Below are 19,452 nucleotides of genomic sequence, written 5' to 3'. Positions count from 1 at the left end.
CGCCCAGCCGCCGGGGGTGTCCGTGACGTCACCTCGTCCGCCCGGAAGCGGGAGGGATCTGCTGACATCCCTGGCGCCGGGGTGCGCGAAGACCTCCGCACACCCCGGCGACCGCGGGGCACCGCTCCTGAGGGTGCGTTACGCACCGGAACGTGCCGATACCTTCCGGATCACTTGCCGAACAGCACCGCGGGGAAGGCCCCGGCGTTCATGGCGGTGGTGGTGAAGCCGGTCGCCAGCTCGGTGAGCCGGGCCACGCCCTCGGCGCCCAAATGCTCGTACGGGGCCCGGTCCAGCCGGTCGGTGGTCCGCTCCAGCTCCTTGCGCAGCAGGACTCCGGCCTCGGTCAGCTCGCCCCCGTCGTCCAGGAGTCCCCGCGACCGCAGCCGCTCCTGCGCGGCCTGCCAGTCCTCCTCCGTCCAGCCGCGGGTCGCCATGATGCCCCGGTGGCTCATGCCCCGGCCGGTGGCGGTGTGGGTGACCAGCGCCTCCAGGCCGTCGAGTTCGGCGTCCAGCAGCGCTATCAGGTGGCCGTCACCGCGGTGTTCGCGCAGCAGCGTCGCGGCGTGCCAGTAGGCCAGGTGCGGGGCCTGGGGCACCGGCAGATCGGCGTGCGCGGCGTAGAGCGGCCGGGCGCGGCGGGCGCAGGCCTCGGCGGCGTGCAGCGCCAGCTTCGCCGCCTCCGCCATCTCCGGCGACTCGACGGCCTCGGTGCCGAGCAGCCGGCGCAGCGTGGCGTCCGTGGCGCGCAGCCGGGCGTCGAGCACCTGCTGCGGCGTGGTGACGGACCAGATGTGCGGGACGTGCTGGGCGATGAGCTCGTGGTTGAAGTTGTAGAAGGTGGCCGTGATCGTGCCGGGGCCCACGGCACCCATGGCCGCGCCACGACAGGCGAAGTAGGCGGCGCTGCGGTTGTCGAGGCCGAGCTTCGCCATCTCCTCGGACAGCTCCGGCGCGAAGTAGTGCGTGGAGTGGAACGGGTTGACGACGTTGTGGCAGGTGCGGCCGGCCTTCTCGGGCAGTGCACTCGTAGCAGTCATGGCAGCAGGTTACCGACCGCTCGGTATGAGGCTAGGGGGAGGGTGCCTCCGGTGGGTCGGGCGATCTGGGACAGGCGATCTCGGCCGATGGCAGTAAAGGTGGGCTATTCGTCATTGCCGCCATTCGCCCGGCTCTCCAGGATGGAGGGCATGGAACAGCGCGATGTGCTGGTCGTCCTCTTCGACGGCCTCCAGAGCCTCGATCTGACCGGACCGGTCGAAGTCTTCGCCGGTGCGAACCACGGCGTCCCCGGCGCCTACCGGATCCGCACCGCGAGCCTGGACGGCGGCCCGGTCCGCACCTCCAGCGGTCTGACGCTCACCCCGGACCTCGCGCTCACCGACACCGCACCGCCGCACACCCTCCTGGTGCCCGGCGGCGAAGGCACCTGCCACCCCGACCCGCGGCTGATCGACTGGCTGCGGACGCACGCCCCCCGCGCCCGCCGGAAGGTCTCGGTGTGCAGCGGCGCGCTCCTGCTGGCCGAGGCCGGGCTGCTGGACGGACGCCGGGCGACGACCCACTGGATGCTCTGCGGCACGTTCGCCGAGCGCTTCCCGGCGGTGCACGTCGAACCCGAGCCGATCTATGTACGGGACGGCGACCTGGCCACCTCCGCGGGTGTGACGGCCGGTATCGACCTCGCGCTGGCCCTGGTGGAGGAGGATCTCGGCCGGGATCTCGCGCTGGCCATCGCCCGCCATCTGGTCGTCTTCCTGCGGCGTCCGGGCAACCAGACCCAGTTCAGTGCCCAGCTCGCCGCCCAGACCGCACAGCGCCGGCCGCTGCGTGACGTCCAGCAGTGGATCACCGAGAACCCGGAGGCGGATCTCTCCGTCGACGCCCTCGCCGCCCGCGCGCGGCTCTCCCCGCGGCACTTCGCGCGGGCGTTCCGCGAGGAGACCGGTATGACGCCGGGGCGCTATGTCGACCGGGTACGGCTGGAGGCCGCCCGCCGCTGCCTGGAGGACACCGCCGACGGCATCGAGCAGGTGGCGCGCCGCTGCGGCTACGGCACCCCCGAGGCGATGCGCCGCGCCTTCCTCCGCGTCCTGGGCTCCTCCCCGGCCGAATACCGCCGCCGCTTCCAGCCGGCCGGACCGCCCGTCCCCACCGCCTGAACCCCGCCGGCCGCCACCAACCCACCGCGCCGGCACCATCCACCGACGACAGGAACCGAAGATGCAGCTCGCGATCCTTCTCTACGACCGCTTCACCACGCTGGACGCCGTCGGCCCCTACGAAACCCTCAGCCGGCTGCCGGGCGCGGAGGCGGTGTTCGTCGGCGAACGCACCGGCCCGTACCGCAACGACCTCGGTTCGCTCGGGCTGGTCGCCGACGCCACGCTGGACCAGGTCACCGCGCCGGACATCCTCGTCGTGCCGGGCGGCCCGGGGCAGGTCGCGCACATGACGGACGGCCCGCTGCACGAGTGGCTCCGCGCCGTGGACACCCACACCACGTGGACCACCTCGGTGTGCACCGGTTCGCTGCTCCTCGCCGCCGCCGGTCTGCTCACGGGGCGCCGGGCGACCTCCCACTGGCTGGCCCTGGACCAGCTGCCCGCCTTCGGCGCCGAGCCGACGGGGGAGCGGGTGGTCTTCGACGGCAAGTACGTCACGGCGGCCGGTGTCTCGTCCGGGATCGACATGGGGCTGGCGCTGGCCGGCCGGATCGCCGGGGACACAGCGGCGCAGACGATCCAGCTCGGCATCGAGTACGACCCGCAGCCGCCCTATGACGCGGGCTCCCCGGACAAGGCCCCGGCAGAGGTGGTCGCGTCGCTCCGGGGGATCAGCCGCTTCGTGCTGACGGGCGAGGAGTAGGGGCGGGCCGGCCGCCGCCACCTTTGCCCCGCGGCCTCAGCCCGTGGGCCAGGTGAACCGCGGCGCCCGGCGCTCCAGGAAGGCGGCGGCACCCTCCGCGGTGTCGCCGCTCGCGCGCGCCTGCGCGGCCCAGTACGCGCCGCGCTCCTCGGCCTCGGCGGGCGGTACGTCCCAGGTCCCGTTGGCCAGCTCCTTCGCCGCGGTCTGGGTCAGCAGCGACCGGCTCGCGAGGACGGCCGAGAACTCGGCCACCCGCTTGCCCAGCTCGCCCTCGGCCAGCACCTCGTCCACCAGGCCCGTCCGCAGCGCCCGCGCACAGTCGATCAACTCCCCGGAGAACAACAGGTATTTGGCGGCGGAGAGCCCGACCAGCCGGACCAGCCGCCGGGTGGCGGACGCCGGATAGGCCACCCCGAGCTTGGCCGGCGTCACCCCGAACAGCGCGCCCTCCTCCGCGAACCGCAGATCGCACGCGGCCGCCAACTGGGCGCCGCCCCCCACGCAGTAGCCACGTATCGCCGCCAGCGTCGGTCCGGGAAACGCCGCCAGCGCCTCCTCGGCCGCCACCGCCAGGCCCTGCGACTCACCCGCCCCGTCCCGCAGCGCGCCGATGTCCGCCCCCGCGCAGAACGTGCCGCCCTCGCCGGTCAGCACCAGCGACCGGACGGAACGATCGCCCGCCAGCCGCTCCAGCAACGGCGGCAGCTCCCGCCACATCTGCACCGTCATCGCATTCCGCTTGCCGGTGTTGCTGATGGTGACGGTCGCGGTGCCGTCGCTGACATGCGTCTTCAGACCGGGTTCCATGCCCCGGATATTAGAGCGCCGGACAGTTCCCGGCCCGATACGATCGGCGGCCTGATGTCAGCAACTCTCGTCGCCAAAGACCTCGCCGCCGGCCACGGCGAGCGCGTCCTGTTCTCCGGTCTCGATCTGGTCGTCGCTCCCGGGGATGTGATCGGCCTCGTCGGCGCCAACGGGGCGGGCAAGTCCACCCTGCTGCGCCTGCTGGCCGGCCTGGACACCCCGGAGGAGGGCACACTCGCGCTCGGCCCGCCCACCGCCACCGTCGGCCACCTCCCGCAGGAACCCGACCGCCGCCCGGGAGAGACCGTACGGGCCTTCCTCGCCCGCCGCACCGGCGTCGCCGGCGCCCAGCTCGCGCTGGACACCGCCACCCAGGCGCTGGTCGAGGAACGCCCCGGTGCGGACGACGCCTACGCCACCGCGCTGGAGCGCTGGCTGGCCCTGGGCGCCGCCGACCTCGACGAGCGCGCCGAGGAGATCGCCGGCCGGCTCGGCCTGACCATCGGCCTCGACCAGCCGATGACCACGCTCTCCGGCGGCCAGGCCGCCCGCGCCTCGCTCGCCTCCCTGCTGCTCTCCCGCTACGACATCTTCCTGCTCGACGAGCCGACCAACGACCTCGACCTGGACGGCCTCGGACAGCTGGAGGACTTTGTCACCGGGCTGCGTGCCGGCACGGTCCTGGTGAGCCACGACCGCGAGTTCCTGACCCGTACGGTCAACCGCGTCGTCGAACTCGACCTGGCCCAGCAGCAGGTCAACACCTACGGCGGCGGCTACACCTCCTACCTGGAGGAGCGCGAGCGGGCCCGGCGCCATGCGCGGGAGCAGTACGACGAGTACGCCGACACCAAGGCCGCTCTGGAGACCCGGGCGCACACCCAGCGCAACTGGATGGAGAAGGGCGTCAGGAACGCCCGCCGCAAGGCCACCGACAACGACAAGATCGCCCGCAAGGGCCGGGTGGAGGCCACCGAGAAGCAGGCCGCCAAGGCCAAGCAGACCCAGCGCCTGATCGAGCGGCTCGACGTCGTCGAGGAGCCGCGCAAGGAGTGGGAGCTGCGGATGGAGATCGCCGCCGCACCCCGGGCCGGCGCGGTCGTGGCCACCCTGCGCGGTGCCGGCGTCCGGCGCGGCGACTTCCGCTTCGGCCCGGTGGACCTCCAGATCGACTGGGCGGACCGGGTCGCCATCACCGGCCCCAACGGCTCCGGCAAGTCCACTCTGCTCGCCGCCCTCCTCGGCCGGCTCCCCCTGGATGCCGGGCAGGCGTCGCTCGGCCCCGGCGTGGTGGTCGGCGAGGTCGACCAGGCGCGCGGGCTGTTCTTCGGCGACGATCCGCTGATGGACGCCTTCCGGGCCTCCGTACCGGATCTGTCGCCCGCCGATGTGCGCACCCTGCTCGCCAAGTTCGGCCTGAAGGCGGCACATGTGCTGCGCCCGGCGCGCACCCTCTCACCGGGGGAGCGGACCCGTGCCGCGCTGGCCCTCCTCCAGGGCCGCGGGGTCAACCTCCTCGTCCTGGACGAGCCGACCAACCATCTCGACCTGCCGGCCATCGAACAGCTGGAGTCCGCGCTCGCCTCCTACCCGGGCACCCTGCTGCTGGTGACGCACGACCGCCGGATGCTCGAAGCGGTGCACACCACCCGCCGCATCGAGGTCGACGGGGGACGGATCACCGACCGGGCGGTGTGAGAACCCCGGACCGGCGGCCCGCGGCACCCGTGGTGATTATCGATTTGGCCCTGAGGCCGCCGACCCGTACTGTGGTGTTCACCGACGCGGGGTGGAGCAGCTCGGTAGCTCGCTGGGCTCATAACCCAGAGGTCGCAGGTTCAAATCCTGTCCCCGCTACTGAAGACAGAACAGCAGGTCCGGTGCTCAGGCACCGGGCCTGCTGTTCTTTGGCCCAGGGCGCGGCGGGCCGGGAACGCGGCACAAAGGGAACAGGTCCGGTCCCCGGGCCGGGCCAACCACTCGGAATCGGCCAGAAGCCGTCGATAGATGCTGACTTGTGGTCAGCAGGCCGGTCCGGACCAATGCATTCCCAACACTCTTCCTGTGAGGATGCCTTCCGGACCCCCCGCAGAACCCCCCGAAGAGCTGACCTCCCCGCTCGCGTACGAAGGTGTCTGGCGGTTCACCGCCCCGGCACTGGAGGCCTCGGTGCCGCAGGCCCGGCACGCGGTACGGGATCTGCTCGCCGAACAGTGTGTACCCGTCGCCGCCGCGATCATGGACGGCCTGCTGCTCATCGTCTCCGAACTCGTCACCAACGCCGTCCGGCACGCCGCCCTGCTCTCGCCCCAGATCGCCGTACAGGTCACCCTCGGGGCGAACTGGCTACGGGTCGCGGTCGAGGACGATCACCCCTACCGCCCCAAGGCACTGGAGGCGGACCAGGGTGATGTCGGCGGCCGCGGACTGTGGCTGGTCAAAACGCTCACCGCGGAGGTGGGCGGCAAATGCGGTGTGGAGCACACGAGGAACGGCGGCAAGGCCATCTGGGCCGAGCTACCGCTCATCCCGCCGGCTACCAGCCCGCCGCTCCTCCTGTGAGCTCGCGCACCGCCGGCCGCGCCGCGTCCAGCACGGTCATGAACCAGGCGGAGAACGGCGCCTCGGCATGCCGCTGGGCCAGCTCCTCCGGCGTCACGAAGGCGATCTCGCCGATCTCCTCGGGGTCGGGCGACGGCTCGGCCCGCACCAGCCCGACGAACAGGTGGTTGTACTCCTGCTCCACGAGGCCGGAGTCCGGGTCGGGATGGTTGTAACGGACCGTGCCGGCCTCGGCCAGCAGGGAAGGCGCCAGGCCCAGCTCCTCCGCGGTCCGGCGGGCGGCGGCCGCGAACGGTGCCTCACCCGGGTACGGATGCCCGCAGCAGGTGTTGGACCACACACCGGGGGAGTGGTACTTCCCCAGCGCCCGGCGCTGAAGCAGCAGCCGGCCCTTCTCGTCGAAGAGGAAGACCGAGAAGGCCCGGTGCAGCTGCCCGGGGGGCTGGTGGGCGGCGAGCTTCTCCGCGGTGCCGATCGTCGTACCGTCCTCGTCGACCAGCTCCAGCATGATCGGTTCGGCGGTGCCGCCCGGTGTGCTCACCGCCGGGTCCCCGGCGGTCTGTCCGTTGGCAGGTGTGATCGGCATGCCCATCCTTGTCGTCGGTCTTCGACGCCAAGTCTGCCCTAGCCGGGTCCGCATCACCGGCACAGCGGGTGCGCGGCGCAACAAGCCTGCGCAGCGGTCACCCGGCGCGCCTGCCGTGAGATGGTCCACACCCGCCGTGGGCCGCGCGGCTCCCGGCGCGGTGGACACCGGCCGGCGGCCGTGGCGCCACCGGCGGCCGGCACGCGCCCCGGACCTGGGATGGCTCTCACCACACCGGCCCCGGCACAACCCGCCCGCCCTGTGACCAGCCCTCTCATAACCGGCACCGGATCGGGTCCCGGCCTGCGGGCCAGTTGTTCATGAGCCACCCGATCCACCATGATGATCGCGGCAGGCGCAGCCGTCGGTCACTCGATCGTGCGGTGAATGCGCGGTGAACGGCCGCATCCGGCGATCCGATAGCCTCTGCCGACGTGCCACCCGGCCCTCCCAGGGGCGAGGTGTGCCACGCCCGCTGCCCGGGTAGTTCGTATCGAATGCGGACCGACCGGCGCTGCCTTGTCAGCATCCAAGGAGTGAGTTCGTCTGTCGACCGCCATCCTCACCGGTCCGCCGGTCGCCGGGTCGCCGCTCGAAGCCGACCTGCGCACGCTGGGCTTTGACGTCCGTACGGCGAACGATCCCGCGGCCGCCGCCGAGCTGATCAACGCGGTGCCCGCGGGCGAGCGGGTCGCCGTCGTCGACCCCCGCTTCGTCGGCCATCTGCACGCCCTGCGGCTGGCGCTGACCGACCCCCGCTTCCCGGCCGCGGCCGTGCCCGGCGCGCTCACCGCGCAGCCCGCGGCCCGCGCCGCGCTGACCCGCGCGGTCGGCAGGATCCCGGTCGGCGCCGGCACCGCCCACCTCACGGATGTCCTCACCGACACCCTCACCGAGTCCCTCGACCGCGACGAGATCGGTCTGCACCGCGTCGAGCTGGGCAGCCTGGTCGCCACCGTCGCGCTCACCCCGGCGCAGCGCGAGGACGCGCGGGAGGCCGTCGCCGCCGTCGACGATGAGGCCGTCCGGCTGCGCACCGCCGTGAAGTCCCGCGACGGGTTCTTCACCACGTACGGCATCAGCCCGTACTCCCGCTACCTCGCCCGCTGGTGCGCGCGGCGCGGGCTCACCCCCAACCAGGTCACCACCGCGTCGCTGCTCACCGCACTGATCGCGGCCGGCTGCGCGGCCACCGGAACCCGTGGCGGCTTCATCGCCGCCGGCTTCCTGCTGCTGTTCTCCTTCGTCCTGGACTGCACCGACGGGCAGCTCGCCCGCTACTCCCTCCAGTACTCGACGATGGGCGCCTGGCTGGACGCCACCTTCGACCGGGCCAAGGAGTACGCGTACTACGCCGGCCTCGCCCTCGGGGCGGCCCGTGGCGGGGACGACGTCTGGGCGCTGGCGCTCGGCGCGATGGTCCTGATGACCTGCCGCCATGTCGTCGACTTCTCCTTCAACGAGGCGAACCACGACGCCACGGCCAACACCAGCCCCACCGCCGCCCTCTCCGGCAAGCTCGACAGCGTCGGCTGGACGGTCTGGGCGCGCCGGATGATCGTGCTGCCGATCGGCGAGCGCTGGGCCATGATCGCCGTGCTCACCGCGCTGACCACCCCGCGCATCGTCTTCTACGCCCTGCTCATCGGCTGTGCGCTGGCCGCCTGCTACACCACGGCCGGCCGGGTGCTGCGCTCGCTGACCCGCCGGGCCCGGCGCACCGACCGCGCCGCCCAGGCGCTGGCCGACCTCGCCGACTCCGGGCCGCTCGCCGAGCTGATCGCCCGCAGTGCCCGGGGCCGCGGCCGGACCGGTTCCTTCCTGGCCCCCGTCATGGCATTTCTCTCAGCCGCCGTGCTGCTGGTCTGGGTGATCTTCCAGGACGACCCCACCTCGTGGCTCACCGTCGGCGTCGCCGTCTGCTCCGCGCTGCTGGCCGGTGCGGCCGTGGCCCGGCCGCTCAAGGGCGCCCTCGACTGGCTCGTACCGCCCTTCTTCCGGGCCGGTGAGTACGTCACCATCCTGGTGCTGGCCGCCCGTGCGGACGTCCCCGGAGCACTCCCCGCGGCGTACGGGCTGGTCGCGGCGGTCGCCTACCATCACTACGACACGGTCTACCGCATCCGTGGTGGCACCGGAGCCCCTCCGCGGTGGCTGGTCCGGGCGACCGGCGGACATGAGGGACGGATCCTCGTGATCACGGTCCTCGCCGCCGCGCTGTCCCCCTCAGGTTTCACAATCGCGCTGACGGCCCTTGCTGTGGCCCTGGCGCTGCTGGTGCTCATCGAGAGCATCCGCTTCTGGGTGTCCTCCCAAGCACCCGCCGTACACGATGAAGGAGAACCCGCATGATCGGCCTCGTGCTGGCTGCCGGCGCCGGACGGCGTCTGCGCCCCTACACCGACACCCTGCCCAAGGCTCTGGTGCCGGTCGACGGGGACACGACCATCCTCGACCTGACCCTCGGCAACTTCGCCGAGATCGGCCTGACCGAGGTCGCGATCATCGTCGGCTACCGCAAGGAAGCCGTCTACGAGCGCAAGGAGGCCCTGGAGCAGAAGTACGGCCTCAAGCTCACCCTCATCGACAACGACAAGGCCGAGGAGTGGAACAACGCCTACTCCCTGTGGTGCGGCCGTGACGCCATCAAGCACGATGTGATCCTCGCCAACGGCGACACCGTGCACCCGGTCTCCGTCGAGAAGACCCTGCTCGCCGCCCGCGGCAACGGCCAGAAGATCATCCTCGCGCTGGACACCGTCAAGCAGCTGGCGGACGAGGAGATGAAGGTCATCGTGGACCCCGCCAAGGGCGTCCAGAAGATCACCAAGCTGATGGACCCGGCCGAGGCGACCGGTGAGTACATCGGTGTCACCCTCATCGAGGGTTCGGCGGCCGAGGAGCTGGCCGACGCCCTGAAGACCACCTTCGAGCGGGACCCCGACCTCTACTACGAGGACGGCTACCAGGAGCTCGTCAACCGCGGCTTCAAGGTGGACGTGGCCCCGATCGGCGACGTCAAGTGGGTCGAGATCGACAACCACGACGACCTGGCGAAGGGCCGTGACATCGCATGCCAGTACTGACCCGCCTCATCCCGTCCCCGGTCGTCGTTGACATCAACGCCGGCGCCCTGGACGACCTGGCGGGCCTGCTGGCCGATCAGCGCATCTCCGCGTCCGGCAAGCTCGCCATCGCGATCAGCGGCGGCTCGGGGGCGCGGCTGCGCGAGCGGCTGTCCCCCGCGCTGCCGGGCGCCGAGTGGTACGAGGTCGGCGGCGGCACCCTGGACGACGCGATCAAGCTCGCCGACGCCATGAAGAAGGGGCACTACGACGCGGTCGTGGGCCTGGGCGGCGGCAAGATCATCGACTGTGCCAAGTTCGCCGCGGCCCGCATCGGTCTGCCGCTGGTCGCCGTCGCGACGAACCTGTCGCACGACGGTCTGTGCTCGCCGGTGGCCACGCTGGACAACGACGCGGGCCGTGGCTCCTACGGGGTGCCGAACCCGATCGCCGTGGTGATCGACCTCGACATCATCCGCGAGGCCCCGGTCCGGTTCGTCCGCTCCGGCATCGGCGACGCGATCTCCAACATCTCCGCGGTCGCGGACTGGGAGCTGTCGCACCGCGAGACCGGTGAGGACATCGACGGACTGGCGGCCGCCATGGCGCGCCAGGCCGGCGAGGCCGTGCTGCGCCACCCCGGGGGCGTCGGCGACGACAACTTCCTCCAGGTGCTGGCCGAGGGCCTGGTCCTCACCGGCATCTCGATGTCGGTGGCCGGCGACAGCCGCCCGGCGTCCGGCGCCTGCCACGAGATCAACCACGCCCTGGACATTCTTTATCCCAAGCGCGCGGCGAGCCATGGCGAGCAGTGCGGCCTCGGCGCCGCCTTCGCCACGCATCTGCGCGGGGACAAGGAAACCCGGGACCTGATGGTCGAGGTGCTGCGCCGGCACGGTCTGCCGGTCACACCGGGCGAGATCGGCTTCACCGATGAGGAGTTCGTCGAGGCCGTCGCGTACGCGCCGAAGACCCGCCCCGGCCGCTACACCATCCTTGAGCACCTCGACCTGTCCGCCGATCAGATCAGGGACGCATACGCCGACTATGCAGAAGCCGTCAGTAGCTGAACTCCGCCCGGTCGTGCACCCCGAGGGTGTCAAGGACCGGCGCAGCGGTGAGCACTGGGGCGGTCGCCTCTATATGCGCGAGATCTCCTTGCGCATCGACCGGCACCTGGTGAACACGAAGGTCACGCCCAACCAGCTGACCTACCTGATGACCGTTTTCGGCGTCCTCGCCGCCCCGGCACTGCTGGTGCCGGGGATCGCGGGCGCCGTGCTCGGTGTGCTGATGGTCCAGCTGTACCTGCTGCTCGACTGTGTCGACGGCGAGGTCGCCCGCTGGAAGAAGCAGTTCTCGCTCGGCGGGGTGTACCTGGACCGGGTCGGCGCCTACCTGTGCGACGCCGCGGTGCTGGTCGGCTTCGGCCTGCGCGCCGCCGACCTGTGGGGCTCCGGCCGGATCGACTGGCTGTGGGCCTTCCTCGGCACCCTCGCCGCCCTCGGCGCGATCCTGATCAAGGCCGAGACCGACCTCGTCGGCGTCGCCCGGCACCAGGGCGGGCTGCCGCCGGTCAAGGAGGCGGCGTCCGAGCCGCGGTCCTCCGGAATGGCGCTGGCCCGCAAGGCGGCCGGGGCGCTGAAGTTCCACCGGCTCATCCTCGGGATCGAGGCGTCCCTGCTGATCCTGGTCCTGGCGATCGTGGACTCGATCAGGGGCGACCTGTTCTTCTCCCGCCTCGGCGTCGCCGTGCTCGCCGGTATCGCGCTCCTCCAGACGCTGCTCCACCTCGTGTCCATCCTCGCCTCCAGCAGGCTCAAGTGACGGGGGCGTCCCGAATGCGGATCGGTGCGGTTGTCCTGACGATGGGCAACCGCCCCGAGGAGCTGCGCGCGCTGCTGGACTCGGTCGCCAAGCAGCACGGCGACCCGATCGAGACCGTCGTCGTGGGCAACGGTTCGCCGCTGCCCGAGCTCCCCGAGGGCGTACGGACCGTCGAGCTGCCGGAGAACGTCGGTATCCCGGCCGGCCGCAATGTCGGCATCGAGGCCTTCGGCCCCGGCGGCAGCGATGTCGATGTGCTGCTCTTCCTCGACGACGACGGGCTGCTGGCCAGGGAGGACACCGCCGAACTGTGCCGCGAGGCATTCGCCGCCGACCCGGAGCTCGGCATCATCAGTTTCCGGATCGCCGACCCGGACACCGGCGAGACCCAGCGCCGGCACGTTCCGCGGCTGCGCGCCTCGGACCCGATGCGGTCGTCGCGGGTCACCACCTTCCTCGGTGGGGCGAACGCGGTCCGGACGCATGTCTTCGAGGAGGTCGGCGGGCTGCCCGACGACTTCTTCTACGCCCACGAGGAGACCGATCTGGCCTGGCGGGCGCTGGACGCCGGCTGGCAGATCGACTACCGGTCGGACATGGTCCTCTTCCACCCGACGACGGCACCGGCCCGGCACGCGGTCTACCACCGGATGGTGGCCCGTAACCGTGTGTGGCTGGCCCGCCGCAACCTCCCCGCGCTGTTGGTGCCGGTCTATCTCGGTGTCTGGTTCCTGCTCACCCTCGCCCGGCGGCCGTCGCGACCGGCGCTGCGGGCCTGGCTGGGCGGCTTCAAGGAGGGCTGCGTCACGCCGTGCGGTCCCAGGCGCCCCATGAAGTGGGCTACCGTTTGGCGACTGACCCGACTGGGCCGCCCTCCCGTCATCTGACAAGCTCGTATCTGAGAGCATCAGGCGCGAGCCGGGGCGTGGCCCCGGCAGCGCACCTTGAGGACGAAAGTGTCAACTGTGAGCGAGACCACGCACGACAGTGCGGTCGCCATGAGTGCCCCGCCATCTTCCGACGCGGGGCTCACGGCTGCCCAGCGGGCCCAGAAGTACGGGCTCTCGCAGAGCGGGGCCCGTCCCGGCCTTCCGGAGTACGTCCGGCAGCTCTGGGACCGGCGGCATTTCATCTCCGCCTTCGCCAGTGCCAAGATGACGGCGCAGTACAGCCAGGCCAAGCTGGGCCAGGTCTGGCAGGTGGCGACGCCACTGCTCAACGCGCTCGTCTACTACCTCATCTTCGGTCTGCTGATCGGTACCCGGAACGGCGTCCCGGACTTCGTCCCGTTCCTGGTGACCGGTGTCTTCATCTTCACCTTCACCCAGAGCTCGGTGATGGCCGGCACGAAGTCGATCTCGGGCAACCTCGGGCTGGTGCGGGCGCTGCACTTCCCGCGGGCCTGTCTGCCGATCTCGTTCTGCCTGATGCAGCTCCAGCAGCTGTTCTTCTCCATGGGTGTGCTGGTCCTCATTCTGCTCGGCTTCGGGCAGCTGCCGACGTGGTCGTGGCTGCTGGCCATTCCGGCGCTGGCGTTGCAGTTCATGTTCAACACGGGGCTGGCGTTGGTGATGGCGCGGCTGGGTTCGAAGACCCCGGACCTGGCGCAGCTGATGCCGTTCATCATGCGGACGTGGATGTATGCGTCCGGCGTGATGTTCAGCATCGACCTGATCCTCAAGGGCAAGCACGTCCCCGCGTTCGTGGAGGTGCTGCTCAATGTCAATCCGGCGGCTGTCTACATCGACCTGATGCGGTTCGCGCTGATCGACAGCTTCACGGACGACAAGCTGCCGCCGCATGTGTGGGCGTCCGCCGGGGGCTGGGCGCTGGTGATGGGCGTCGTGGGCTTTGTGTACTTCTGGAAGGCTGAGGAGCGGTACGGACGTGGCTGAGCAGAAGAACGGTGTCCAGCCGACCGAGGCGGCCGCGGAGCGGATCCCGACGGTGATCGCGGACGATCTGCACATCGTCTACCGCGTCTACGGCACGGGTGCGGGCAAGGGCAGCGCCACCGCGGCCCTCAACCGCATCGTGCGCCGCAAGCCCTCCTCGGGCGTGCGTGAGGTGCACGCGGTCAAGGGTGTCTCCTTCACCGCCTACCGGGGTGAGTCGATCGGGCTGATCGGTTCCAACGGCTCGGGCAAGTCGACGCTGCTCAAGGCGGTGGCCGGTCTGCTGCCGGCGGAGCGCGGCAAGGTCTACACGCACGGCCAGCCCTCGCTGCTGGGTGTCAACGCGGCCCTGATGAACGATCTGACCGGCGAGAAGAACGTCCTTCTCGGCGGGCTGGCGATGGGCATGTCCCGTGAGCAGGTCCGTGACCGCTACGAGGGCATCGTCGACTTCTCCGGGATCAACGAGAAGGGCGACTTCATCTCGCTGCCGATGCGCACCTACTCGTCGGGTATGGCGGCCCGGCTGCGGTTCTCCATCGCCGCGGCCAAGGACCACGATGTGCTGATGATCGACGAGGCGCTGGCCACCGGTGACCGCAGCTTCCAGAAGCGCTCCGAGGCCCGCATCCGCGAGCTGCGCAAGGAAGCCGGCACGGTCTTCCTCGTCAGCCACAACAACAAGTCCATCCGCGACACCTGCGACCGCGTCCTGTGGCTGGAGCGCGGCGAGCTGCTGATGGACGGTCCGACGGACGAGGTCATCAAGGCGTACGAAAAGGAGACGGGCAAGTAGTCCGCTCCGCACTCGAAGGCCTCCGCGAGTCCGCCTCGTGGGGGCCTTCCAGCGTGCAGACAGGTCAACTCCGGCGGTCCCCGGATCAGTTCGGACGTATGGGGCGCCGGCTTGATCGTTGTCTCACGCTTCGGGACCCGCTCGGACGTGGGTGAGACGTACGACGTAAGCTGTACGGGTACCGAACAGCACAAGTGGTATATGTCGGGCAATGCTCACCCGAGCGGGCGATGTGGGCTCGATCGAGGCGCGTCGCCCGCTGCGGCGTGTCCGAAATAGGATGTTTTAGCTTGGCGGTGTAGAACGGGAGACGTGACGGCAATGGCTACTGGTTCGCTCCGGCACCGAAATGCGCCGGGCAGCCCCCGGTGAGCCGAGACAACGAGCAGGCGCGTCGCGCCATCCTCCGAAGGGGGGCGGCGGGTGACGGGCGGGAGCAGACGCGCACCGTGCTCGATCAGGCCGCACACGAGAATTTCCCGGTCGCACCGTTCTTCCTGCCCCGCGCCTGGCGGACCGATCTGATGGCCGTCTACGGCTTCGCCCGGCTCGTCGACGACATCGGCGACGGAGATCTCGCACCCGGCGGCGGCGATGCCGTACTCCTCGGGCTGGAGCGCGCGCAAGCCGATAACCGGTCGGCCTTGCTGGACGCGCTGGAGGCCGACCTCCACCGGGTCTTCAGCGACCGGGCGCCCGGCCCCCGGCATCCGCTGCTGCGCCGGCTCGGCCCGACCGTCCGCCGCTGCGCGCTGACCCCCGAGCCGTTCCTCAGGCTGATCGAGGCCAACCGGCAGGACCAGCGGGTGAGCCGCTACGGCACCTATGACGACCTCGCCGCCTACTGCGAGCTGTCCGCCAACCCCGTCGGCCGCCTCGTCCTCGGGATCACCGGCACCGCGAGCCCCGAACGCATCCGCCGCTCGGACGCGGTCTGCACCGCCCTACAGATCGTCGAACACGTCCAGGACGTGGCCGAGGACCTCGGGCGCGACCGCATCTACCTCCCCGCCGAGGACATGAAACGCTTTGGTGTCACCGAGGCGGATCTGGCCGCGCCCAGCGGGGGCGCATCGGTGCGCGCGCTGATCGCCTACGAGGCGGAACGCGCCCGTGACCTGCTGAATGAAGGCACCTCGCTGGTGGGTAGCGTCCACGGCAGACTCAAGCTGCTGCTGGCCGGATTCGTGGCCGGCGGACGCGCTGCACTCCAGGCGGTCGCGGCCGCCGATCACGACGTACTCCCTGGACCGCCCAAGCCGACCAAGCTCAGCCTGCTGCGCGAGGTAAGGGCGACATTGCGAAGAGAGGGGTGAGTCGGACCGTGGAGGCATCCGCACACGCGTCCGCGCCGGTGCTCGCTGCGTACCGCTACTGCGAGGCCATCACCGGGCAGCAGGCACGCAACTTCGCCTATGGCATCCGGCTGCTGCCGGCCGACAAGCGGCAGGCCATGTCGGCGCTCTACGCCTTCTCCCGCCGGATCGACGACATCGGCGACGGCACCCTGGAGCCCGCAGCCAAGCAGGGGCGCCTGGAGGACACCCGGGCGCTGCTGGCGCGTATCAAGGACGGCCGGATCGACGAGGACGACACCGACCCGGTGGCCGTCGCACTGTCCGACGCCGCCCGCCGCTTCCCGCTGCCGCTGGAGGGGCTCGACGAGCTGATCGACGGCGTGCTGATGGACGTGCGCGGCGCGACCTATGAGACCTGGGACGAGCTGAAGGTCTACTGCCGCTGTGTCGCCGGTGCCATCGGCCGGCTCTCGCTGGGCGTGTTCGGCACGGTCCCGGGGGCGCAGGACGCCGATCGCGCCGCCGAGTACGCCGACACCCTCGGCCTGGCCCTCCAACTGACCAACATTCTCAGGGACGTTCGCGAGGACGCCGGCAACGGGCGTACCTATCTGCCCGCCGAGGACCTCGCCAAGTTCGGCTGCGCGGCCGGCTTCGAGCGTTCCGTCCCGCCGCCCGGCTCCGACTTCACTGGTCTGGTGCACTTCGAGGTGAAGCGGGCCCGTGCGCTGTTCGCCGACGGCTTCCGGCTGCTGCCGATGCTCGACCGGCGCAGCGGCGCCTGTGTGGCCGCGATGGCCGGCATCTATCACCGTCTGCTGACGCGGATCGCCGCCGACCCCGAGGCCGTGCTGCGCGGCCGGGTCTCCCTGCCCGGCCGGGAGAAGGCCTTTGTCGCGGTGCGCGGGCTGTCCGGGCTCGACGCGCGGGCGATCGGCCGACGGCAGGCCGTCCGGAGGCGCGGATGAGGTGCCGGGCGGCGAACGACAACGGTGACCCCGCGTCAGCGCGGCGGGCAACCCTCCCCGGGCCGGCTGCGTCCGAGACAGCAGTACAGGGGGAGATCACATGACATCGGGAGCGACCCGAACCGACCGGCACCGTGAGCTGCCGCCCCGCCGTCCCGAAGGGGCGGCTGCGGTGGTCATCGGGGGCGGTCTCGCCGGCACGACCGCGGCGCTCGCCCTGGCCGACGCCGGGCTGCGGGTCACCCTGATCGAGGGCCGGCCCCGCCTCGGCGGACTGGTCTTCTCCTTCCGCCGCGACTCCACCGCCGGCGAACTGTCCGTCGACAACGGCCAGCATGTCTATCTGCGCTGCTGCACCGCCTACAGCAGGCTGCTGGAGCGGATGGGCGCCGCACATCTGGTGCCCCTCCAGGAGCGGATGGACGTCCCGGTCCTGGACGCCGACCGGATGCGGCTCGGCCGGCTGCGCCGCACCGCGCTGCCCGTCCCGCTGCACCTCGCCCAGAGCCTCGCCGGCTACCCGCATCTGTCCCCCGCCGAGCGGGCCGGGGTCGTGCGGGCCACCCTCGCGCTCAAGGGCCTCGACCCGGCCGACCCCGCGCTGGACGGTCTGGACTTCGGCAGCTGGCTGCGCCGGTACGGCCAGTCGGCCCGGGCGATCGAGGCGCTGTGGGACCTGGTCGGCATCGCCACCCTCAACGCCCGGGCCGGTGACGCCTCGCTGGGCCTGGCCGCCAAGGTCTTCAAGACCGGGCTGCTGTCCGCCCCCGGCGCCGCCGACATCGGCTGGTCCCGCGTCCCGCTCGGCGACGTCCACGACACCCTCGCCCGTACGGCCCTGGAGAAGGCCGGCGTCCGCATCGCCCTGCGCACCCGCGCCGGAGCCGTCACGCGCCGGGACGGCGGCTGGCAGGTGTCGGTGGAGAACGGCCCGCACGGCACCGAGCAGCTCACCGCGGACACCGTCGTCCTCGCCGTACCCCAGCGCGAGGCACACGGCCTGCTGCCCGACGGGGCGCTGGACGGCAAGGACCGGCTGCTGGACATCGGCACCGCCCCGATCCTCAACCTCCATGTCGTCTACGACCGCAAGGTGCTGCGCCGCCCCTTCTTCGCGGCGGTCGGCTCGCCGGTCCAGTGGGTCTTCGACCGCACCGACGCCTCGGGGCTGACGCGGACCGCCGGGAACGAGCGCTGTCAGTATCTGGCGGTCTCGCAGTCCGCCGCGCAGGAGGAGATCGACCAGCCGGTCGCCAAGCTCCGCGCCCGCTATCTGCCCGAGCTGGAGCGGCTGCTGCCCGCCGCCCGGGGCGCCAGGATCCGCGACTTCTTCGTCACCCGCGAGCGCACCGCGACCTTCGCGCCCGCCCCGGGCGTCGGCAGGCTCCGCCCCGCCGCCCGCACTCAAGCTCCCGGCCTGTTCCTGGCCGGTGCGTGGACCGCCACCGGGTGGCCCGCGACCATGGAAAGCGCTGTTCGCAGCGGCACTGCCGCCGCTCGCGAGGCACTCAACGAACTCGGCTTCCCCCAGGGCCAGTTGCCTCAGGAGGCGGCATGACTACGAGTACGAGCGCTCGCACGAGCACGAGCGTCGGAAACAGAGGAGAAACCGTGAACCCGGCTTCCCCAGCTATCGACACCGAGAGCGTCACCGCTCTGCTGGAGCGCGGGCGGACACTCGCCACCCCCGTGCTGCGCGCGGCCGTGGACCGGCTCGCTCCTCCCATGGACACCGTCGCCGCCTACCACTTCGGCTGGATCGATGCCGAGGGCCACCCCACCGCGGGTGACAGCGGCAAGGCGGTGCGGCCGGCGCTCGCGCTGCTGTCGGCCGAGGCCGCCGGTGCGGCCCCCGAGGTCGGTATCCCCGGGGCGGTCGCCGTCGAGCTGGTGCACAACTTCTCGCTGCTGCACGACGACCTCATGGACGGCGACGAGCAGCGTCGGCACCGCGACACGGTCTGGAAGGTGCACGGCCCCGCGCAGGCCATCCTCGTCGGTGACGCGCTGTTCGCGCTCGCCAACGAAATACTGCTGGAGCTCGGCACGGTCGACGCCGGCCGCGCCACCCGCCGGCTCACCCTGGCCACCCGTAAGCTGATCGACGGTCAGGCCCAGGACATCTCCTACGAGCACCGCGAGCGGGTCACCGTCGAGGAGTGCCTGGAGATGGAGGGCAACAAGACCGGCGCGCTGCTGGCCTGTGCCGTCTCCATCGGTGCGGTCCTGGGCGGCGCGGACGACCGCACCGCCGACACCCTGGAGAAGTACGGCTACCACCTCGGCCTCGCCTTCCAGGCCGTCGACGACCTGCTCGGTATCTGGGGCGACCCGGACGCCACCGGCAAGAAGACCTGGAGCGATCTGCGGCAGCGCAAGAAGTCGCTGCCGGTCGTCGCCGCGCTGGCGGCCGGTGGCCCGGCCTCCGAGCGTCTCGCCCAGATCCTGGCGGCCGACGCGAAGAAGAGCGAGACCGAGATTGCCGACTTCACCGAGGAAGAGTTCGCCTCCCGCGCGGCCCTCATCGAGGAGGCCGGTGGCCGCGAGTGGACCTCCCAGGAGGCCCGCCGCCAGCACGCCACCGCCATCGCCGCACTGGACGAGATCGACATGCCGGAGCAGGTCCGCGCACAGCTCGTCGCGCTCGCGGACTTCGTCGTCGTACGACAGAGATGAGCAGTATCGACACCGAATAGTTCGCAGTCGCCGGCCGGTGCCAGCCGGGCGCCGGCCGACGGAATCCCTGAGCACGCTTTTCACAGTTCACTGCCGAAGGGGAA

Annotated in this window: 18 protein-coding genes and 1 tRNA gene; 16 read left to right on the top strand and 3 right to left on the bottom strand. The window is 71.4% G+C overall.

Translation table 11 applies throughout. The features are described from left to right. Positions 1-170 precede the first annotated feature (170 nt). Positions 171-1,040, bottom strand: coding sequence for an SCO6745 family protein (locus TU31_RS31740; protein ID WP_042161025.1), 870 nt, complete (start codon positions 1,038-1,040; stop codon positions 171-173). Between the two features lie 150 nt (positions 1,041-1,190). Between TU31_RS31740 and TU31_RS31735 the strand changes: the two genes are divergently transcribed. Continuing rightward, complete coding sequence (locus tag TU31_RS31735; RefSeq protein ID WP_042161024.1) at positions 1,191-2,162, top strand: GlxA family transcriptional regulator; 972 nt, start codon at positions 1,191-1,193, stop codon at positions 2,160-2,162. Positions 2,163-2,223: 61 nt separating this feature from the next. Then, entirely contained in the window at positions 2,224-2,868 is a 645-nt protein-coding gene (locus tag TU31_RS31730; RefSeq protein ID WP_042161023.1) for a DJ-1/PfpI family protein, read from the top strand. A gap of 36 nt (positions 2,869-2,904) precedes the next feature. On the opposite strand, the gene TU31_RS31725 is transcribed toward TU31_RS31730, so the two are convergent. Further along, the gene (locus tag TU31_RS31725; protein WP_042161020.1) at positions 2,905-3,675 is read right to left on the bottom strand and encodes an enoyl-CoA hydratase/isomerase family protein; all 771 of its coding nucleotides are present in this window, start codon (positions 3,673-3,675) and stop codon (positions 2,905-2,907) included. A gap of 54 nt (positions 3,676-3,729) precedes the next feature. Between TU31_RS31725 and TU31_RS31720 the strand changes: the two genes are divergently transcribed. The 3 genes from TU31_RS31720 to TU31_RS31710 all read left to right on the top strand — a co-directional run bounded on the left by TU31_RS31720 (position 3,730) and on the right by TU31_RS31710 (position 6,237). Then, positions 3,730-5,373 (top strand): ABC-F family ATP-binding cassette domain-containing protein, encoded by a 1,644-nt coding sequence (locus TU31_RS31720; RefSeq protein ID WP_042161018.1) that lies wholly within the window; start codon positions 3,730-3,732, stop codon positions 5,371-5,373. Between the two features lie 85 nt (positions 5,374-5,458). Next, positions 5,459-5,532: transfer RNA gene (locus TU31_RS31715), tRNA-Met, on the top strand. Positions 5,533-5,745: 213 nt separating this feature from the next. Further along, entirely contained in the window at positions 5,746-6,237 is a 492-nt protein-coding gene (locus tag TU31_RS31710) for an ATP-binding protein (protein ID WP_042161016.1), read from the top strand. Here TU31_RS31710 and idi read toward each other — a convergent pair. After that, positions 6,212-6,823, bottom strand: a complete 612-nt coding sequence (idi, locus tag TU31_RS31705; RefSeq protein ID WP_042161014.1) for an isopentenyl-diphosphate Delta-isomerase — start codon at positions 6,821-6,823, stop codon at positions 6,212-6,214. The genes TU31_RS31710 and idi overlap by 26 nt on opposite strands. A 546-nt stretch (positions 6,824-7,369) precedes the next feature. On the opposite strand from idi, the gene TU31_RS31700 reads away from it, so the two are divergent. The 11 genes from TU31_RS31700 to TU31_RS31650 all read left to right on the top strand — a co-directional run bounded on the left by TU31_RS31700 (position 7,370) and on the right by TU31_RS31650 (position 19,348). Continuing rightward, positions 7,370-9,175, top strand: coding sequence for a DUF5941 domain-containing protein (locus TU31_RS31700; protein ID WP_042161012.1), 1,806 nt, complete (start codon positions 7,370-7,372; stop codon positions 9,173-9,175). After that, the gene (locus TU31_RS31695) at positions 9,172-9,909 is read left to right on the top strand and encodes a phosphocholine cytidylyltransferase family protein (RefSeq protein WP_018090622.1); all 738 of its coding nucleotides are present in this window, start codon (positions 9,172-9,174) and stop codon (positions 9,907-9,909) included. Before TU31_RS31700 ends, TU31_RS31695 begins: the two co-directional genes overlap by 4 nt. After that, the gene (locus tag TU31_RS31690) at positions 9,897-10,958 is read left to right on the top strand and encodes an iron-containing alcohol dehydrogenase family protein (RefSeq protein WP_042161008.1); all 1,062 of its coding nucleotides are present in this window, start codon (positions 9,897-9,899) and stop codon (positions 10,956-10,958) included. Before TU31_RS31695 ends, TU31_RS31690 begins: the two co-directional genes overlap by 13 nt. Further along, positions 10,936-11,715 (top strand): CDP-alcohol phosphatidyltransferase family protein, encoded by a 780-nt coding sequence (locus tag TU31_RS31685; protein ID WP_042161007.1) that lies wholly within the window; start codon positions 10,936-10,938, stop codon positions 11,713-11,715. Before TU31_RS31690 ends, TU31_RS31685 begins: the two co-directional genes overlap by 23 nt. Before the next feature lie 14 nt (positions 11,716-11,729). Then, the gene (locus TU31_RS31680) at positions 11,730-12,602 is read left to right on the top strand and encodes a glycosyltransferase family 2 protein (protein WP_042161005.1); all 873 of its coding nucleotides are present in this window, start codon (positions 11,730-11,732) and stop codon (positions 12,600-12,602) included. Between the two features lie 78 nt (positions 12,603-12,680). Next, entirely contained in the window at positions 12,681-13,610 is a 930-nt protein-coding gene (locus TU31_RS31675) for an ABC transporter permease (RefSeq protein ID WP_042161003.1), read from the top strand. After that, positions 13,603-14,406 carry an ABC transporter ATP-binding protein gene (locus TU31_RS31670; RefSeq protein WP_042161001.1) on the top strand — a complete coding sequence of 268 codons (804 nt, stop codon included), beginning with the start codon at positions 13,603-13,605 and terminating at the stop codon, positions 14,404-14,406. The genes TU31_RS31675 and TU31_RS31670 overlap by 8 nt, the downstream gene beginning before the upstream one ends. Positions 14,407-14,855: 449 nt before the next feature. Next, entirely contained in the window at positions 14,856-15,722 is an 867-nt protein-coding gene (gene hpnC / locus TU31_RS31665; protein WP_042160998.1) for a squalene synthase HpnC, read from the top strand. After that, positions 15,719-16,672 (top strand): presqualene diphosphate synthase HpnD, encoded by a 954-nt coding sequence (hpnD, locus tag TU31_RS31660; protein ID WP_181018712.1) that lies wholly within the window; start codon positions 15,719-15,721, stop codon positions 16,670-16,672. Before hpnC ends, hpnD begins: the two co-directional genes overlap by 4 nt. 100 nt (positions 16,673-16,772) lie before the next feature. Beyond that, on the top strand, positions 16,773-18,230 hold the full coding sequence (gene hpnE / locus TU31_RS31655) for a hydroxysqualene dehydroxylase HpnE (RefSeq protein ID WP_078886075.1): 1,458 nt from the start codon (positions 16,773-16,775) through the stop codon (positions 18,228-18,230). After that, positions 18,227-19,348 (top strand): polyprenyl synthetase family protein, encoded by a 1,122-nt coding sequence (locus TU31_RS31650; protein WP_042160992.1) that lies wholly within the window; start codon positions 18,227-18,229, stop codon positions 19,346-19,348. Before hpnE ends, TU31_RS31650 begins: the two co-directional genes overlap by 4 nt. Positions 19,349-19,452 lie beyond the last annotated feature (104 nt).

Source organism: Streptomyces lydicamycinicus (assembly GCF_000829715.2).
Classification (GTDB): domain Bacteria; phylum Actinomycetota; class Actinomycetes; order Streptomycetales; family Streptomycetaceae; genus Streptomyces; species Streptomyces lydicamycinicus.
This window is presented reverse-complemented; position numbering and strand designations above follow the sequence as displayed.

Excerpts from the sequence above, each read along its gene's own strand:
- TU31_RS31740 (WP_042161025.1), bottom strand. The coding sequence starts at position 1,040 with ATGACTGCTACGAGTGCACTGCCCGAGAAGGCCGGCCGCACCTGCCAC.
- TU31_RS31735 (WP_042161024.1), top strand. The coding sequence starts at position 1,191 with ATGGAACAGCGCGATGTGCTGGTCGTCCTCTTCGACGGCCTCCAGAGC.
- TU31_RS31730 (WP_042161023.1), top strand. The coding sequence starts at position 2,224 with ATGCAGCTCGCGATCCTTCTCTACGACCGCTTCACCACGCTGGACGCC.
- TU31_RS31725 (WP_042161020.1), bottom strand. The coding sequence starts at position 3,675 with ATGGAACCCGGTCTGAAGACGCATGTCAGCGACGGCACCGCGACCGTC.
- TU31_RS31720 (WP_042161018.1), top strand. The coding sequence starts at position 3,730 with ATGTCAGCAACTCTCGTCGCCAAAGACCTCGCCGCCGGCCACGGCGAG.
- TU31_RS31710 (WP_042161016.1), top strand. The coding sequence starts at position 5,746 with ATGCCTTCCGGACCCCCCGCAGAACCCCCCGAAGAGCTGACCTCCCCG.
- idi (WP_042161014.1), bottom strand. The coding sequence starts at position 6,823 with ATGCCGATCACACCTGCCAACGGACAGACCGCCGGGGACCCGGCGGTG.
- TU31_RS31695 (WP_018090622.1), top strand. The coding sequence starts at position 9,172 with ATGATCGGCCTCGTGCTGGCTGCCGGCGCCGGACGGCGTCTGCGCCCC.
- TU31_RS31690 (WP_042161008.1), top strand. The coding sequence starts at position 9,897 with ATGCCAGTACTGACCCGCCTCATCCCGTCCCCGGTCGTCGTTGACATC.
- TU31_RS31685 (WP_042161007.1), top strand. The coding sequence starts at position 10,936 with ATGCAGAAGCCGTCAGTAGCTGAACTCCGCCCGGTCGTGCACCCCGAG.
- TU31_RS31680 (WP_042161005.1), top strand. The coding sequence starts at position 11,730 with ATGCGGATCGGTGCGGTTGTCCTGACGATGGGCAACCGCCCCGAGGAG.
- hpnE (WP_078886075.1), top strand. The coding sequence starts at position 16,773 with ATGACATCGGGAGCGACCCGAACCGACCGGCACCGTGAGCTGCCGCCC.
- TU31_RS31650 (WP_042160992.1), top strand. The coding sequence starts at position 18,227 with ATGACTACGAGTACGAGCGCTCGCACGAGCACGAGCGTCGGAAACAGA.